General features: G+C 41.9%; 16 protein-coding genes, 1 tRNA gene, 2 rRNA genes, 1 other RNA gene and 1 other annotated feature. Of the genes, 15 read left to right on the forward strand and 5 right to left on the reverse strand.

The features are described from left to right. Window positions 1–109 precede the first annotated feature (109 nt). Window positions 110–226, forward strand: a 5S ribosomal RNA gene (gene rrf, locus FZC76_RS22540). A 388-nt stretch (window positions 227–614) separates the two neighbouring features. Here the strand turns inward: rrf and FZC76_RS22545 are convergent. Further along, entirely contained in the window at window positions 615–1,574 is a 960-nt protein-coding gene (locus tag FZC76_RS22545) for a YaaC family protein (protein ID WP_148990334.1), read from the reverse strand. A 140-nt stretch (window positions 1,575–1,714) separates the two neighbouring features. Between FZC76_RS22545 and guaB the strand changes: the two genes are divergently transcribed. From guaB to FZC76_RS22575, 6 genes are all read left to right on the forward strand, one after another. Then, a complete protein-coding gene (gene guaB / locus FZC76_RS22550; RefSeq protein ID WP_148990335.1) occupies window positions 1,715–3,178 on the forward strand; it encodes an IMP dehydrogenase in 1,464 nt (487 codons plus the stop codon). A 127-nt stretch (window positions 3,179–3,305) separates the two neighbouring features. Then, the gene (locus tag FZC76_RS22555; protein WP_148990336.1) at window positions 3,306–4,679 is read left to right on the forward strand and encodes a D-alanyl-D-alanine carboxypeptidase family protein; all 1,374 of its coding nucleotides are present in this window, start codon (window positions 3,306–3,308) and stop codon (window positions 4,677–4,679) included. A 290-nt stretch (window positions 4,680–4,969) separates the two neighbouring features. After that, window positions 4,970–5,857, forward strand: coding sequence for a pyridoxal 5'-phosphate synthase lyase subunit PdxS (pdxS, locus tag FZC76_RS22560; protein WP_148990338.1), 888 nt, complete (start codon window positions 4,970–4,972; stop codon window positions 5,855–5,857). Between the two features lie 18 nt (window positions 5,858–5,875). Beyond that, window positions 5,876–6,451, forward strand: coding sequence for a pyridoxal 5'-phosphate synthase glutaminase subunit PdxT (gene pdxT / locus FZC76_RS22565; protein WP_148990339.1), 576 nt, complete (start codon window positions 5,876–5,878; stop codon window positions 6,449–6,451). 64 nt (window positions 6,452–6,515) lie between these two features. After that, window positions 6,516–6,751 (forward strand) — a binding site (T-box leader). Between the two features lie 227 nt (window positions 6,752–6,978). Continuing rightward, window positions 6,979–8,256 (forward strand): serine--tRNA ligase, encoded by a 1,278-nt coding sequence (gene serS / locus FZC76_RS22570; RefSeq protein ID WP_148990341.1) that lies wholly within the window; start codon window positions 6,979–6,981, stop codon window positions 8,254–8,256. 96 nt (window positions 8,257–8,352) lie between these two features. Further along, window positions 8,353–8,445 (forward strand) — tRNA-Ser (locus tag FZC76_RS22575). 213 nt (window positions 8,446–8,658) lie between these two features. Here the strand turns inward: FZC76_RS22575 and FZC76_RS22580 are convergent. From FZC76_RS22580 to FZC76_RS22595, 4 genes are all read right to left on the reverse strand, one after another. Beyond that, window positions 8,659–9,327 (reverse strand): deoxynucleoside kinase, encoded by a 669-nt coding sequence (locus tag FZC76_RS22580; protein ID WP_060667146.1) that lies wholly within the window; start codon window positions 9,325–9,327, stop codon window positions 8,659–8,661. Further along, window positions 9,327–9,965: a deoxynucleoside kinase gene (locus tag FZC76_RS22585; RefSeq protein WP_148990342.1), complete on the reverse strand. Its 639-nt coding sequence runs from the start codon at window positions 9,963–9,965 to the stop codon at window positions 9,327–9,329. The genes FZC76_RS22580 and FZC76_RS22585 overlap by 1 nt, the downstream gene beginning before the upstream one ends. Before the next feature lie 137 nt (window positions 9,966–10,102). After that, a complete protein-coding gene (locus FZC76_RS22590) occupies window positions 10,103–11,413 on the reverse strand; it encodes a LysM peptidoglycan-binding domain-containing protein (RefSeq protein ID WP_148990344.1) in 1,311 nt (436 codons plus the stop codon). 68 nt (window positions 11,414–11,481) lie between these two features. Then, window positions 11,482–12,024 carry a cysteine hydrolase family protein gene (locus FZC76_RS22595; protein WP_148990345.1) on the reverse strand — a complete coding sequence of 181 codons (543 nt, stop codon included), beginning with the start codon at window positions 12,022–12,024 and terminating at the stop codon, window positions 11,482–11,484. A gap of 85 nt (window positions 12,025–12,109) precedes the next feature. Between FZC76_RS22595 and tadA the strand changes: the two genes are divergently transcribed. The 8 genes from tadA to FZC76_RS22635 all read left to right on the forward strand — a co-directional run. Then, window positions 12,110–12,613 (forward strand): tRNA adenosine(34) deaminase TadA, encoded by a 504-nt coding sequence (gene tadA / locus FZC76_RS22600; RefSeq protein ID WP_148990348.1) that lies wholly within the window; start codon window positions 12,110–12,112, stop codon window positions 12,611–12,613. Window positions 12,614–12,695: 82 nt separating this feature from the next. Then, an RNA gene (gene ffs / locus FZC76_RS22605) (signal recognition particle sRNA large type) lies at window positions 12,696–12,960 on the forward strand. Between the two features lie 308 nt (window positions 12,961–13,268). Beyond that, window positions 13,269–14,960 (forward strand): DNA polymerase III subunit gamma/tau, encoded by a 1,692-nt coding sequence (dnaX, locus tag FZC76_RS22610; protein WP_148990349.1) that lies wholly within the window; start codon window positions 13,269–13,271, stop codon window positions 14,958–14,960. Between the two features lie 31 nt (window positions 14,961–14,991). Next, window positions 14,992–15,318 carry a YbaB/EbfC family nucleoid-associated protein gene (locus FZC76_RS22615; RefSeq protein ID WP_148990353.1) on the forward strand — a complete coding sequence of 109 codons (327 nt, stop codon included), beginning with the start codon at window positions 14,992–14,994 and terminating at the stop codon, window positions 15,316–15,318. 10 nt (window positions 15,319–15,328) lie between these two features. Next, entirely contained in the window at window positions 15,329–15,925 is a 597-nt protein-coding gene (recR, locus tag FZC76_RS22620) for a recombination mediator RecR (RefSeq protein ID WP_060667153.1), read from the forward strand. A gap of 59 nt (window positions 15,926–15,984) precedes the next feature. Further along, the gene (locus FZC76_RS22625; RefSeq protein ID WP_060667154.1) at window positions 15,985–16,197 is read left to right on the forward strand and encodes a YaaL family protein; all 213 of its coding nucleotides are present in this window, start codon (window positions 15,985–15,987) and stop codon (window positions 16,195–16,197) included. Window positions 16,198–16,318: 121 nt separating this feature from the next. Beyond that, window positions 16,319–16,582, forward strand: a complete 264-nt coding sequence (locus FZC76_RS22630) for a pro-sigmaK processing inhibitor BofA family protein (RefSeq protein ID WP_148990351.1) — start codon at window positions 16,319–16,321, stop codon at window positions 16,580–16,582. 357 nt (window positions 16,583–16,939) lie between these two features. Next, a 16S ribosomal RNA gene (locus tag FZC76_RS22635) occupies window positions 16,940–17,108 on the forward strand; the annotation flags it as partial.

The following is a 17,108-nucleotide window of genomic DNA, read 5'->3' on the forward strand; positions in this document are numbered from 1 at the left end:
TAATCGATCGAGGACTTAACCCAATAAGTATTGAAATAAGTGAACGATATGAATTTCTTGATACGAACACATTATCTAGTTTTGAAGGATCAACCTTCAACTGAATATGTCTGGTAATGATGGCGAAGAGGTCACACCCGTTCCCATACCGAACACGGAAGTTAAGCTCTTCAGCGCCGATGGTAGTTGGGGGATCTCCCCCTGTGAGAGTAGGACGTTGCCAGGCAAATTTATAGGAAACCAGTGCTTATTAGATTAGGCGCTGGTTTTTTTGTGTTTTCTTTTTGGAGAAAATGGTGGCCGAACAATGACAGGATCCTTTGGAAAGGGGAGGATTTGTCATCGTAGAGGGGAAACGGCGCCAAAACAGCGGGAGAAGAGAGAGTTCTGTCATCGTAGAGGCGAACGGCGCCAAAACAGCGGAGAAGAAAGAGTATTTGTCTTCGTAGAAGCGGAACGGTGCCAAAACAGAGGAAGACGAGGAAGTTCTGTCATTGTATAACGAAACATCCCTTGACCCATCCCCCGGCCCCTCATACTCGTACCCGGCCCGGTCCCCCAACTATACCACCCAAACAATCCCCGCCCATAACAACGCAATACCGCCCTCCTGTTCATTCAATTCCAAACGTCCCCACCAAATACTCATGAAGATAAAAGGGAATCTTTGCAGATGTTGTTTCCAAAAACTGCTGGATCAAAGATAAATCACTACTGGTAAATGTATGAAGCAATTCGCCCCACCACTCTGTTTCGTATCTGCAAATCATGCTTAAATTGTATAAGATCAAATAATGGTTAAGTATTTCCGGAAAAATAGTTAGACTTTCTTTTTTCCGAGGTATAAACAAGGCCTTCTTTTCAAGGTGGAATAATAATGGCGAACAGTTAAGCGGTCCTTTTTTCTTGCTGTAAGAAAAAAGAAGTTGATCTTTATTTTGTGAATCATACTCATAACTTGTCTGCTTTTGAAAGTACTGTTTAAATCGGTCTTGAGTCATTTTATAATCATCTAAAATGGTTAGAGGGACTTTTATAACTTCATCTGTCATTTTACCAACGAATAGAAAAGGTGTTTTGTTTTTGGTTATTTTTATGGTTCTTTCTAACTCTGGTATGGCAAACAACAACTGTTGCATGGAATATTTCGTTCCTTCCATTTGTTTCACATGGAACATTTTGTCGCTAAAATGCGAGAATAGTCCATTTTTCTGGATTTTCACTTCATCTTGAATGAATTCGTAACTTTGTTTTTTACGTTTTCTTGTTGAAACACCATGTGCCAAAACCGAAGTGGATTCTGGGTAGAGGGGATCAACAGTTAATAGACAGGCTTTTATTAATTGAACCATCCCATAAAATAAGAGAACTGGTTTGATGGAAGTGGGAGTATTGCTTGACTGTTGAAGGTATGAAAGGCCATGCTCCACATAATAAATAAAGCTATAGGCATTGTGATAGCTCTTTTGTTCGAAATGTTCAATCTGTTGATTTTGATAACATTTTTTTAGTAATTTCTGTGCAGTTTCAACTGATTGAAACGGGGAGAATAATTGCAAGTATGGAGCAGTCAAAGAATCCACGTCCTCATAGAAAATAGTATAGTTAGAATAATTAGAAAAAATAAACTTATGTTACTGTCCTTGACAGTATTTTGTCCAGTTGATACTCTACTATAAATATTATCGAGTTTAAGAAGGGGGAAAATTTTGTCATGTGGGAAAATAAATTTGCTAAAGAAGGCTTAACATTTGATGATGTTCTTTTGGTTCCATCCAAGTCTGAGGTTCTACCAAGGGATGTAGATTTGAAAGTAAAGTTAACGGAAACATTGCAACTAAACATTCCAATTATCAGTGCAGGGATGGATACAGTGACGGAAGCAGAGATGGCGATTGCGATGGCTCGTCAAGGAGGCTTAGGCATTATTCATAAGAACATGTCCATAGAACAGCAGGCGGAACAAGTGGATAAGGTGAAGCGTTCTGAACGTGGCGTTATTACTGATCCGTTCTTCTTAACACCAGAGCATCAAGTGTTTGATGCGGAGCACTTAATGGGAAAATACAGAATCTCCGGTGTTCCGATCGTTAATAACAACGAGGAGCTTAAACTTGTTGGTATCCTGACAAACCGTGATTTACGATTCATTCAGGATTTCTCCATTCCCATTTCAGATGTCATGACAAAAGAAAACCTTGTAACTGCTTCCGTAGGAACGACTTTAGAGGAAGCAGAGAGTATCCTGCAAAAGTACAAAATTGAAAAGCTCCCTCTTGTAGATGATGCTGGAGTATTAAAAGGGCTTATTACCATTAAAGATATAGAGAAAGTTATTGAGTTCCCACACTCTGCTAAAGATAACCAAGGGCGTCTTTTAGTTGGTGCAGCAGTGGGCGTAACAGGGGATACCATGCTTCGAGTTGAGAAGCTGGTACAAAAAAGCGTGGATGCTATCGTAGTCGATACAGCACATGGCCATTCTCAAGGTGTCCTTGATACGGTAAGAAAAATTAGAGAAAAATATCCAAACCTAAACATTATCGCTGGAAATGTTGCAACAGCAGAAGCTACACGAGATTTGGTGGAAGCTGGAGCGAATGTAGTGAAGGTAGGTATCGGGCCGGGCTCCATTTGTACGACTCGGGTAGTGGCCGGTGTCGGAGTACCGCAAATCACTGCAGTGTATGATTGCGCAACAGAGGCACGTAAGCTTGGAGTTTCCATCATAGCTGACGGCGGCATCAAGTATTCGGGTGACATTGTAAAAGCTCTTGCTGCTGGTGGACATGCTGTTATGCTCGGAAGTATGTTGGGAGGTACTTCTGAAAGCCCTGGAGAAACAGAGATCTTCCAAGGCAGACGCTTTAAAGTATACCGCGGCATGGGTTCTGTTGGAGCGATGGAAAAAGGAAGTAAAGATCGCTATTTCCAAGAAGATAATAAAAAGTTTGTACCAGAAGGAATTGAAGGGCGCATTGCCTATAAAGGACCTGTTGCAGACACTATTTACCAAATGGTTGGCGGCCTGCGTTCCGGCATGGGGTATTGTGGTACAAAAGACTTGCAAGCATTAAGAGAAAATGCACAATTTGTGAAAATGACGGGGGCCGGGCTTCGTGAAAGTCATCCGCATGATGTCCAAATCACAAAAGAATCCCCTAACTATTCCGTTTAAGTAAGTTGTCATAGGAGTTTAGTCTTATAAACTGACAGAGAAAGAAGTGGTCTTTCTCTGTCTATTTTTTTTGGACATAGTGTGTTAAAATAACCACTATGTGAAAAAATTCTGGAGGTAAGACAAGGTGAAAAGAAGCTTTAAACAATTGTTCGTCGGTTTATTAGTACTTACGCTTATGGTTTCAATATTTCCTGGTAAATCTGCTCAAGCAGAAGAAAATGATTTCCTGAATATAAATGCGAAAGCTGCTATATTAATAGAATTTAGTACAGGGAAAATTATCTATCAGAAAAACGTAGATGAGGCACTTCCTGTTGCAAGTATGACAAAGATGATGACAGAATACTTACTTCTTGAAGCAATTGAAGATGGAAAATTGGATTGGTCAAAAGAAGTGATTCTAAGTGACTACGCACAATCGGTATCTCAAAAGTATCCAGAGCTATCCAATGTCCCTATGAGAAAGCAAGAACCTTATACGATTAAAGAACTTTATGAAGCAATGGCAATCTATTCTGCAAACGGAGCAACCATTGCACTAGCTGAGGCTATTGCAGGGTCTGAAACGAAATTTGTAGAAATGATGAATGCGAAAGCGGAAGAAATAGGATTAGAAAATTATAATTTCGTTAACTCTACAGGATTAAACAATGAAGACCTAGTAGTAGGTGGAGTTCCGATGTACCCTGAGGGAACTGCAGCAGATGCAGAAACAACTCTTTCAGCCAAGGATACTGCAAGACTAGCACACCGTCTACTTACTGATTATCCTGAAATCTTAGAAACAGCAAGCATTCCATTTAAAGTGTTCAGAGAAGGTACACCTGATGCAATTGATATGCCAAACTGGAATAAGATGTTGTTCACAGAAGAGTTAAAAGTACAATTTGAAGGTATTGACGGTTTGAAAACAGGTTCCACAGATGCAGCTGGGTTCAACTTTACCGGTACTGCGGAAAGAGATGGAATGAGAGTAATATCTGTCGTAATGAATACAACAAACGATGAAGGTGTCTCCACCGAGATATCCCGTTTTATTGAAACGAAAAAATTAATGACTCATGCATTCGGTAGTTACTCTGTACAAGAATTATTTCCTGGCGAGTACCAAATTGAAGGCGAGTCCATCCTTCCTGTAACGAAAGGGAAAGAAGACAAAGTAGAAATTCATACAAAAGAACCATTTAAGACACTTGTCAAAGATGGCAACAAAGATAACTTTAAGCCTCAATTTGAAATCAACGAAAAGATCCTAAACGAAGAAGGGGAATTAACAGCTCCGATAAAAGAAGGAGATAGCGTTGGTGTAATGAAAGTGACACAAGAAGGCGGCCAAGATTATGGCTATCTTTTCGAGAACGAAGGTGCATCAGTAGAATTGGTAACAAAAGAAGGCGTGGAAAAAGCAAACTGGTTTGTATTATCCATGCGTGCAGTTGGCGGATTCTTCTCTGATCTTTGGTCCACAGTAGCAGGAGCGATTAAAGGATTATTTTAAATGAATGAATGAATGAAAAATGCTTGAAGGCCCATCTTCACAGAGGATGGACTTTCAGGCATTTTCCTTATAGATGACCTATGGGTAATTTCGTGTATCAGGGAAATACTACATCTAGAAGAAATGTTTCATCAAAAGCCGAATCTTTCTAAATAGTGGTAGGGTAATCTTTCGATATTTTATTAGGATTTTTCTAAAATTTAAGGTAAAATAAAGAGCGTGTTAGTAAATTATATGGACTTGCTCCATTTTATGAAAAAATTATTTTATACATATAGGGGGACTTATCGATGACACATCAAACAGGTACAGATCGTGTAAAACGTGGAATGGCGGAAATGCAAAAAGGCGGCGTTATCATGGACGTTGTCAATGCTGAACAGGCAAAAATTGCAGAAGAAGCTGGTGCAGTTGCTGTAATGGCATTAGAACGTGTTCCTGCTGATATCCGTGCAGCTGGTGGGGTTGCCCGCATGGCAGATCCAACGATTGTGGAAGAAGTAATGAAAGCTGTATCTATCCCGGTAATGGCTAAAGCTCGTATTGGTCATATCGTAGAAGCTCGTGTATTAGAAGCAATGGGTGTGGATTACATCGATGAGAGTGAAGTATTGACTCCAGCAGATGAGGAGTATCACCTGGACAAGCGTCAATACAAAGTACCATTCGTATGTGGTTGCCGTGATCTTGGAGAAGCTGCACGCCGCATTGGTGAAGGTGCATCTATGCTTCGTACAAAAGGTGAGCCAGGAACAGGAAACATCGTAGAAGCTGTTCGTCACATCCGTAAAGTGAACGCACAAGTTCGCAAAGTAGTAGGAATGAACGAAGATGAATTGATGACAGAAGCGAAGTTATTAGGAGCTCCTTTTGAGTTGCTTCTTGAAATTAAGCGTACTGGTAAACTTCCGGTAGTAAACTTCGCAGCAGGCGGAATTGCGACTCCAGCTGATGCAGCGTTGATGATGCAATTGGGTTCTGACGGTGTATTTGTTGGATCTGGTATCTTCAAATCCGAAAACCCTGCGAAATTTGCTCGTGCTATCGTGGAAGCGACTACTCATTACGAAGATTATGAACTAATTGCAAGCCTGTCCAAAGGATTGGGTACAGCGATGAAAGGCATCGAAATTTCTACACTATTACCTGAAAATCGCATGCAAGAGCGTGGCTGGTAAGTAAAGGAGTTTTAACGTATGGTGAAAGTTGGGGTCTTAGGACTTCAAGGTGCAGTTCGGGAGCATGTTAGATCCATTGAAGCATCTGGAGCAGAAGCAATTGTAATAAAAAGAGCAGAACAGCTTTCTGAAATAGACGGCTTGATTATACCGGGCGGCGAAAGCACGACGATGCGCCGACTGATTGATAAGTATTCATTCATGGAGCCGTTGCGCGATTTCGGTGCAAGCGGCAAACCTGTATTTGGTACATGTGCCGGTCTGATTTTGATTGCAAATGAAATTGTCGGCTATGATGAGCCCCACTTGGCATTTATGGATGCGAAGGTGGAGCGTAACTCATTTGGACGTCAGGTGGACAGCTTTGAAGCAGAACTGGATATTGCAGGGATAGCGGAAGATTTTGTCGGCGTCTTCATCCGTGCTCCGCATATTGTGGCAGTAGGAGAAGAGGTAGAGGTGCTTTGTAAGCATAACGGCCGTATCGTTGCTGCTCGTCAAGGGCAGTTCTTAGGCTGTTCGTTCCATCCAGAATTGACGGATGACCACCGTATTACGCAGTATTTCGTCAATATGGTGAAAGAGTCTAAATAAATTTGGGTATAAAACTATTGCAAGTATGAGAAACTTGTAGTAGATTATCTAATAAGAAAATATTGTTAAAGCGTTGATAGGAAAAAGTAGCAGGCTGCACATACTTTTAGAGAGTCGGTGGTTGGTGAGAACCGATGTATGACATCTGCGAATCCATCCTTGAGCACTTGGCCGAATTGCCGTTATTGGCATAGTAAGTCAAATCGGTAAGATTATTACCGTTATCGAATGAAGTGGGAAAAGGCGTTATGTCTTTTTCAACAAGGGTGGCAACACGGGAATATAACTCTCGTCCCTATTTAGGGGACGGGGGTTTTTTGTGTTCTCTAGATTCCTGCGGAACTCCCTGTTGATCTCCGTTCCAGGTATTCACTTTCCGAGGGGGGTGTGCTTGAGCCTCCTCATTTCATTGCGGGGTCTCAACCTACTTCTGCCTCCCGCCGAAGTCTCATACCTTGCACTACGATCACCAGGGGTATATCCCTACTTATTAGTTATTTAGGAAATTTAAAAAGGAGGAACAAAACATGTTGGATTTGAAGTTATTGCGTGCGAATTTTGAGGAGATAAAGGGTAAGCTTCAACATAGAGGGGAAGACTTGTCTGATTTGGACCGCTTTGAAGAGCTGGATGCGAAAAGAAGGGATCTTCTTGTTCAAACGGAGCAATTGAAAAGCAAGCGTAATGAGGTTTCTCAGCAGATTGCTGTCATGAAACGTGAAAAGCAGGAAGCGGATCACCTGATTAAGGAAATGCGTGAAGTAGGAGACAGTGTGAAGGAATTGGATGAGGAATTAAGAGGAGTGGAAGAAGCACTTGAGCTGCTGCTACTATCTATCCCTAATATCCCTCATGAAAGTGTTCCTGTTGGGGAAACGGAGGACGACAATGTCGAAGTTCGTAAATGGGGCGAGGTACCAAACTTCGGTTTTGAAGCGAAAGCGCATTGGGATATCGCAGATGAGCTCGGTATCTTAGATTTTGAACGAGCAGGTAAAGTAACCGGCAGCCGCTTTGTATTCTACCGTGGTCTAGGAGCGCGACTGGAGAGAGCATTATTCAACTTTATGTTAGATTTACACGTGGATGAGCATGGCTATACTGAAGTGCTACCGCCATATTTAGTAAACCGTGCGAGCATGACTGGTACAGGGCAGCTTCCTAAGTTTGAAGAAGATGCTTTCTTGATTGAAAAAGAAGATTACTTCTTGGTTCCGACAGCAGAGGTTCCAATCACGAATATGCACCGTGATGAGATCTTAAGTGGCGGTCAATTGCCGATTAATTATGCGGCATTCAGTGCTTGCTTCCGTTCTGAGGCAGGATCTGCTGGTCGTGATACACGCGGATTGATTCGTCAGCATCAATTCAATAAAGTGGAGCTTGTGAAGTTTGTAAAGCCGGAAGAATCTTATGAAGAGCTTGAGAAATTGACTGGAAATGCGGAAAAAGTGTTGCAAATGCTTGGACTACCATACCGAGTGTTGAGCATGTGTACAGCAGATCTAGGATTCACAGCAGCCAAAAAGTATGACATCGAAGTATGGATCCCAAGTCAAGAAACATACCGTGAGATCTCTTCTTGCAGTAATTTCGAGAGCTTCCAGGCGCGCCGTGCAGGCATCCGTTTCCGTCGCGATCCTAAAGCGAAGCCAGAGCATGTGCATACGCTGAATGGATCTGGTCTTGCTGTTGGACGTACGGTGGCGGCCATCATGGAAAACTACCAACAAGAAGACGGTTCTGTCATTATTCCGGAAGTATTGCGTCCTTACATGGGCGGCAAAGAAATTTTGACTAAATAGTGAACAATGGAAGGATAGAGTGAAAAATCTCTATCCTTCTCTTGTATCGTGTTGACATCCTTTTTAAAAATATGATATATTACTTTTTGTCGATACGGAGGAATACCCAAGTCCGGCTGAAGGGATCGGTCTTGAAAACCGACAGGGGTGTCAAAGCCCGCGGGGGTTCGAATCCCTCTTCCTCCGCCATTGATTTTTAAAAAAGGTTTTTACCAATAGCGCATAAACTGGAGTATGTTCGTTACATTATGGAGAAGTAACGACTTTTTTATTGCCTGAGATGAAGCGACGTCATCTTTTGCAATCTGTAAGCTGCCCGTCTGGGGTGGCTTATTTTTTTTATGAAATATTATTGAGCAAAAAAGACCGGGGCAAATAGCCTCGGTCTTTTGTAAGTTTCATTTATTTTTTTAGTAGCTGTGATTGTTTCATGTGATGGGAGATCTTTTCGATGATTGGTTCGATGGAATCACCATTGCTTAGCACGTCGTATTCGTTGATGTTCAGGCGCAATACTGGGCACGCGTGGAAGTTGTTAATCCATCGTTCGTAACGCTCATGCATTTCTTCCCAATAGGAAATGGGAGTCTGCTGTTCCATTGGGCGTCCGCGTTCTTGGATGCGTCCAAGGATATCATCCAGGCTTCCTTCCAAATAAATTAAAAGGTCAGGATGAGGGAAGTACGGTGTCATCACCATCGCTTCAAACAGGCTGGTGTACGTGTCATAATCGACCTGAGTCATCGTTCCCTTTTCATAATGCATGTTGGCAAAGATGCCAGTGTCTTCATAGATAGAGCGGTCTTGAATAAATCCGCCGCCATATTCAAAGATTTTTTTCTGATCTTTAAATCGTTCTGCCAGAAAGTAAATTTGTAAATGAAAGCTCCAACGCTCAAAATCAGCGTAAAACTTATCTAAGTATGGATTGGTGTCTACTTTTTCAAAAGATGTACGAAAACCAAGGGCGTTTGCCAAAGCATTCGTCATCGTAGATTTACCGACTCCCACTGTTCCAGCAATCGTAATGACCGCGTTAGAGGGGATGCCGTATTTTTGACGTAAATTCATTATACGTTAACTCCTTTATTCAAGGTATCTTTCAGCTGCTGAAAAATACGCTGTAGATCTTCATCTCGTTGTACAAAGTCAACCTCGTCTCCGTTAAAGCGCAGGATCGGCAAGGAAGGATATTGTTCTTCAAGGCGATCCATTTCTTCATCATAATCAAGACTTAGCTGTTGAAGGTATAACGGATCTATTTTCTTTTCGATATCACGGCCGCGCTTTTCAATTCTTGTTAGTAGCGTGTCCAGACTTGCATTTAAATAAATGATGACATTTGGTTTTGGCATGTCTTCCGTTAAAATATCGTATATTTTAAGGTATTTATCGTACTGCTTGTCCTTTAGTGTGCGTTTAGCGAAAATTAGGTTTTTTAAGATATGATAATCAGCCACTACCGGCTTGTGTTGCTTTAGGTGGTGCTGATCAATGTCTTCGAGTTGTTTGTATCTATTACATAGGAAAAACATTTCTGTTTGGAAACTCCACTCATCGATGTTCTCGTAGAATTTTCCCAGGAATGGATTTTCGTCTACTATTTCTTTTAATAATTGATATTGGAACTCTTCTGCAATTTTTTTTGCAAGTGAGGTCTTTCCAACACCAATGGGTCCTTCGACTGTTATAAATGGTGTTGCTTGCACCAGGATGCCCCCTTTGATAAGCATGTGACTACATCAATATTTTGACAGACAATAATTATTCTATCATAGATAGGGGGCTTGTGGAGGAACAATTTGAGTGAGGTAGGATAGATAAGGACTGGGGATTACCCCAGTCCCTAGTAGTAGTAATAGTAACGCTCGGTTGGATTTTTTACGACGTTGAAGTTGTCGGTGATCAGAAGCCAGTTTTGTGGAAAAGGTAAACCTAGTTTCCAATAGCTGATACCTCGTAAGTTAAGTTCTTTTATGAGGTCAAATTTTGCCTGTATGGATCTTGCGTCTTCAAACCAGACCTCGTGCTCCTTGCCGTCTTTATTATAGTTGAAGTGGGGAGCCTGTGCTTTTTCATCGTAAAGTATGGCAACATTATTATTGGCTGCAAGTTCTATGGCTGCCTGCGGGCTGATCGCCTTCGCAAATTCTCCGCCTTGGATGAAGGGAAGTGTCCAATCATACCCATAGAGATTTTGGCCCATCATAATTTTTTCACTTGGCATTTCCGTGATGGCATACTCGAGCACTTCTCGAACAGGTCCAATTGGAGAAACTGCCATCGGTGGACCTCCGCTATAACCCCACTCATACGTCATAATGACGACAAAATCGACAATTTCCCCGTGTGCTTTATAGTCATGGGCCTCATACCACTTTCCTTTTTGATCGGCTTTTGTTTTGGGAGCGAGGGCGGTGGAGATAAGCCAGCCTTCTTGTTTAAACCTATCCCTGGCTTTTCGTAAAAAGGTATTGTAAGCTTCCTTATCTATAGGTCGTAAATATTCAAAGTCAAAATGAATGTCTTTAAAATTATATTTTTTGGCAGTGGCAACGACATTATCCAGGAATTTGTTTTGGACCTGCATGTCTGTTAGGATGATGCGACCAAGTTCGTCACTGAATCCATCCTCTTCTAAATTGGTAAGCACCATCATCAAGATGACATTGTCTTCTGCTGCAATGGCAGGAAGATTGGTAAGTGGCGGCTCCTTTAGTGATCCGTCCCTCAGCACTTGAAAGCTAAACGGTGCGAGATAGGTTAAATAGGGAGCGGCATTGCGCGAGCTCTGTTGCAGTTCTTCTGATACTGTGTTTCCACGGGGCTCCACATATGCATTGATCTCCGCTTCTCTTTTTGGTTGTGGAGGAATATAAAGACGCAGCCCTACGCGTAAAGGGTTGGCAGGATTTAATTGGTTTATTTCAATTAACTGTTCAGGTGTGGTGTTGTATCTCCTGGCTATAGAAAAAATCGTATCTCCCTGCTGGACAAAATAAAAACGCCCAACAATGGGAATAACCAGTGCCTGGCCGACAACGAGCCTATCGGGATTGGGAAGATCATTTGCTTCTATAATATCCTGCGGGGATGTGGCGTATGCCTGTGCAATCCCAGTTAGTGTCTGTCCTTGGCTTACGACATGAATTTGCATGGTTCGTCCCTCCTATTCATTATCCTTTACCAATGTATGAATGGGTGGGAGGATTCATGCAAGCAACCTTATTGTTGGTTTAGAAACTTCGCTGTTGGACTGACATTCGCCTTTAGCACATTTTCCATCATGCGTAATGCATACGTATGGTCATGATCATCTGCAGAAGCTATTGCATCACTCGGGATTACTAACTCAAACTCCCGCATATAGGCGTCATTAGCTGTGAAAAGAACACAAATATTCCCTGCAAGTCCTGTGAGGATAAGCTTTTTTACATGAAGTTGAGAAAGTAGGGTGTGCAAGGCCGTTCCAAAAAAGGCGGAATGCTTCGGCTTGATGAGGAAAAAGTCATCACCATCGGGATATAATGCTGTCATGATCGGTTCGCTCCACTTGTTTTTGCATTTATCGATGATTTTATCGTAATCGGCCTGCCATAAGTTATAATGGTCATTAATATAGATAACAGGAAGTCCCTCCTTGTGCATGACTTCCTTGATTGTTTTAATATTTGGGACAATCTTGGTTGTTTTTTCTGCCAAGATGCTTCCGTGTGTAAATTGAAAATCATTGATAATATCGATAATTAAAAGAGCGGTTTGTTTCATGATGTAAAATCACCTCGTATAGATTAGTCTATGGAAAAGAGGTGGAGAATATAAATATGCGTGTAAAAGAAGGGGCAGGTCCAAAATGGAAGATGAACATTTTATGAAGTTGGCAATAGAAGAGGCGAAAAAAGCGGAGGCGCTTAAGGAAGTACCGATTGGAGCCGTACTTGTGCATGATGGAAAAGTTATCTCTAAAGGATATAACCTTAGGGAGACCACTCAAAGGTCTATCACCCACGCAGAAATAATGGTGATTGATCAAGCGTGTGAAGCTTTGCAAACATGGCGGTTGGAAGAAGCAACATTATATGTAACGTTGGAACCATGTCCCATGTGTGCAGGTGCCATCATACAATCCCGAATCAATAAAGTGGTATACGGTGCCAAGGATCCAAAAGCGGGATGTGCAGGGACCCTGATGAATATTTTGCAAGATGAGCGTTTTAATCACCAGACAGAAGTGGTGAGTGGTATAATGGAAGAAGAGTGCGGTGACCTATTGTCCTCTTTTTTTAGGAAGCTTCGTCAGCAGAAAAAAGAGAAAAAGCAACTTCGTGATAAAGCTCCTAATAATTTACAGGAGTAGACGGTTGCATTTTTCTCACTTACCCGTTATACTAAATTATGCGTCGAGTTAATGACGCAACCAACTTATGGTTTTAATTTTGTCGTGCTAAGCGGGGAGGTAGCGGTGCCCTGAACTCGCAATCCGCTCTAGCGAGGCTGAATCCCTTCTCGAGGTTAGTAGACTGTAGGGTCTGCCTCAAGTAAGTGGTGTTGACACTTGGGTCCTGCGCAATGGGAACCCGTGAACCATGTCAGGTCCGGAAGGAAGCAGCATTAAGCGGACTCTCTCATGTGCCGCAGGGTTGCCTGGGTCGAGCTAACTGCTTGAGTAACGCTTATGGTGACTAATCGACAGAAGGTGCACGGCAGTTTAATAATATTAATCAAACTCACTCCAATTTTTGGGGTGAGTTTTTTCATACTTAAAAATGTTAAACAGACTAGTGGATTGGAGCGGAAGGCACTCTACTCCTTAGGGAGATAGCGCTAGGTGGAGACCCCGCAGGCGAAGCTGAGGAGGCTCAAGCACCGCCCCGCGGAAAGCGAGTGCCTGCAGCGATAGGAACGGTCAATCTATAGAGGCGATTAATAATGATAGACATGGAACAAACATTTTATTTTCCACAAGCCATACGGTATAATAAAAGAGGATAAAAAAGAAGGAGGGCATATTGGTGGCATATCAAGCTTTATATCGTGTTTTTCGACCACAAACCTTTGCAGATGTCGTGGGACAAGAACATATAACCAAAACCTTACAAAACGCCCTGCTTCAACAAAAGTTTTCTCACGCCTACTTGTTCTCCGGTCCAAGAGGAACAGGAAAAACAAGTGCGGCAAAAATACTAGCAAAAGCAGTAAACTGCGAACATGCACCAGTTGCGGAACCATGCAACGAATGTTCCGCCTGTAAAGGAATAACGGACGGTTCAAAATCTGATGTCATTGAAATAGATGCTGCTTCCAATAATGGAGTAGACGAGATCCGAGACATTCGCGACAAAGTCAAATATGCTCCAAGTTCTGTAAAATATAAAGTATACATCATTGATGAAGTACATATGCTTTCCATCGGTGCGTTTAATGCGTTACTAAAAACGTTAGAAGAACCACCAAAGCACGTAATCTTTATATTGGCTACAACCGAACCCCACAAGATCCCACTGACCATCATCTCGCGTTGTCAGCGCTTTGATTTCAAAAGGATAACAGGGGAGTCAATTGTCGGCAGGCTTTCTACTGTTTTACAAGCACAAGAAATAGAAGCAGATCCCCAAGCATTGGCTATCATTGCCCGAGCGGCAGAAGGCGGGATGCGTGATGCCCTCAGTTTGATGGATCAAGCCATCTCTTTCAGTAGTGGTTCGCTAACTGTACAAGATGCACTGGCCATAACAGGCTCTGTCTCGCAAAGCTTTATGACAGATATCGTAAACGGCCTGTATCACAAAAATGTGGCACAAGCTCTGGATTCGCTGAACCAGGTTTTCCAATCAGGTAAAGATCCTGCAAGATTTCTAGAAGATCTTATCTTCTATTACCGGGACATGCTCCTATATAAGACGGCACCAAACTTGGAACAAATTTTGGACAGGGTACAGGTGGATGAAGCTTTTCAAAAGTTTGCAGAAGAAATCCCTGCAGAAACAATCTATGAGACAATCGATATTCTGAATAAGAGCCAACAGGAAATGAAGTGGACGAACCATCCGCGAATTTACCTGGAAGTAGCGATTGTGAAGCTATGTCAGCTTGAAGCTTCCACAAAAGAAGCAGCGAATCAAGACCAAGTAAATATTTTGCAAAAGAAAATTGCTATGCTTGAAAGTAAAGTAAAGGAGCTTGCAGCAGGCAATGTAGGGGGAGCTGCAAAAGCAAATGCACCTAGCAAGGCCCCTGCGAGAAGTGGCGGCGGTGCCAGAAATGGCTTCAAACCAGCAACAGGTCGAATTCAGGAAGTGCTGAAGCAGGCAACAAGAGGAGACTTGGAAAGCATCAAAGGCAGCTGGGCACAGTTGCTCGAAGCACTCCGTAAGCAAAATAAAGTTTCCCATGCTGCATTATTGACCGACAGTGAACCTGTAGCTGCAGCAAGCAGTGCTTTTGTGTTAAAGTTTAAATATGAGATACATTGCAAGATGGCATCTGATGAACCGGTTAAGCAAAACCTTGAACAAATTATTTTGGACCTTACCGGAAAATCTTATGACATGCTGGCCGTTCCTGAAGAAGAATGGCTGAAGATCCGAGAAGGCTTTATCCGCGGACAAAAAAGTGATGAAGAGGGCAGCGAAACCCAAGATGACCCATTCATTGAAGAAGCGAAGAAACTTGTCGGTCCCGATCTTGTAGAAATTAAAGAATAAATTATAAAAACATTAGGAGGAATTTATTATGATGCGTGGCGGCGGAATGGGTAACATGCAAAAAATGATGAAACAAATGCAAAAGATGCAAAAGGATATGGCGAAAGCACAGGAAGAATTAGCTGAAAAGACAATGGAAGGTACAGCTGGCGGCGGAATGGTCACAGTAGTAGTTAATGGTCAAAAAGAAATTATTGAAGTAAATATCAAGGAAGAAGTAGTAGACCCGGAAGATATCGAAATGCTACAAGACTTAGTTCTAGCTGCTACAAACGATGCCCTTAAGAAAATGGATGAGCTGACAAATGATACAATGGGCCAATTCACTAAAGGGTTAAACATGCCAGGACTATTCTAGGAGGACCTTTATGCATTATCCTGAGCCTATATCAAAGCTGATCGACAGCTTTATGAAATTGCCAGGTATCGGCCCGAAAACGGCCGCTCGTCTGGCTTTTTTCGTACTTAACATGAAAGAAGATACCGTATTGGACTTTGCAAAAGCACTAGTGAATGCAAAGAGAAACCTTTCCTATTGTTCGGTATGCGGACATATCACCGATAGGGATCCTTGCTATATTTGTGAGGATAATAGAAGAGACAGAACTGTTATCTGTGTAGTACAGGAAACAAAAGATGTCATTGCGATGGAAAAGATGCGGGACTATAACGGCCTCTACCATGTCCTTCACGGTGCAATATCCCCAATGGATGGAATTGGTCCAGAGGATATCAAAATACCGGAACTTATTAAACGATTGCAAGATGATGAAGTCCAAGAACTCATCCTTGCAACCAACCCCAATATAGAAGGTGAAGCAACTGCTATGTATATTTCTAGGCTATTAAAACCATCAGGGATAAAAATGACTCGGATTGCTCATGGACTGCCTGTCGGAGGAGATCTAGAATATGCAGATGAAGTAACGTTATCAAAAGCCCTTGAAGGTAGAAGAGAAATATAAGTTAAGTTAAATGTAAGAAGACAATCCATGATCTTAAGACAAAGGGGTTATCATCACCTATGTTTTTTCGAAAAAAAGACCGCTTAAAAAAACAGTATGATGCCAAATTGATGGAAACAACGGAAGATTGTAAGAATCGGTGGGCCAAACAAAAAAGCTTGGTAGATAAAAGTGTCGATCCTTCAGAAGAAGTCATCTGTCAATTAAAGATAGCAGAAGCAAAATACCTCTTCCTATTAAGGGAAGTCCGAACTCGTATGGTAAAGAAGTAGCTGGGGAGATCCTTAGCTGCTTTTTTTTATGCCTTCTTAAACTTCTTATTCAAGTAGTGAGTTCTTAATCAAGACTGTCATTCATATAGTTTAGTACAAGCTGGCAAGAGGAGGGGTTAAGTTGGAACCGTTACTAGTAATAGGAGTGATCTGCGGATTGATCCTGCTTGTTCTATTGGTGGGGACACCGATAAAACCGTTGCGCTTTGCAGGCCAGGCGCTTATAAAGGTAATGATTGGTGCACTCTTTTTATTCTTTTTAAATGCATTTGGAAACTCTATGGGGGTTCATGTACCAATTAATCCTGCTACCGCTGCAGTCTCAGGTCTCTTAGGCATACCAGGGGTAATATCATTGGTAATCATTCAGAAGTATATAGTATAAGAAGAAAAGATTACGTTTTTTAAGTGACTACTAACGTTCAATATACTAAAAACAACGCCCTCCTAAAAAAAAGAGGGTTTTTTTTATTTTATCGTTGACTTATTATTATTTAAAATGGTATATTATATTTCGTTGTCACAAACGACTACATACATGAGCTGAAAATAACTTATAAAAAGTTGTTGACTTCACTTCAGAGTATGTGTTAAGATAATAAAGTCGCTTCGAGAGAACGACGAAAAAGAGTTCTTTGAAAACTAAACAAAACAACAGCGTCATAACGTCGGTTCTACGGAACACGACAAAATGATTTTAAGTAACACAAGCTAGCAAATTTTGAGCAAAAGCTCAGACTCTTTATTGGAGAGTTTGATCCTGGCTCAGGACGAACGCTGGCGGCGTGCCTAATACATGCAAGTCGAGCGGACCTTTTAAAAGCTTGCTTTTGAAAGGTCAGCGGCGGACGGGTGAGTAACACGTGGGCAACCTGCCTGTAAGACTGGGATAACTTCGGGAAACCGGAGCT

Source organism: Sutcliffiella horikoshii, assembly GCF_008180725.1.
Taxonomy (GTDB): Bacteria; Bacillota; Bacilli; order Bacillales; family Bacillaceae_I; genus Sutcliffiella_A; species Sutcliffiella_A horikoshii_B.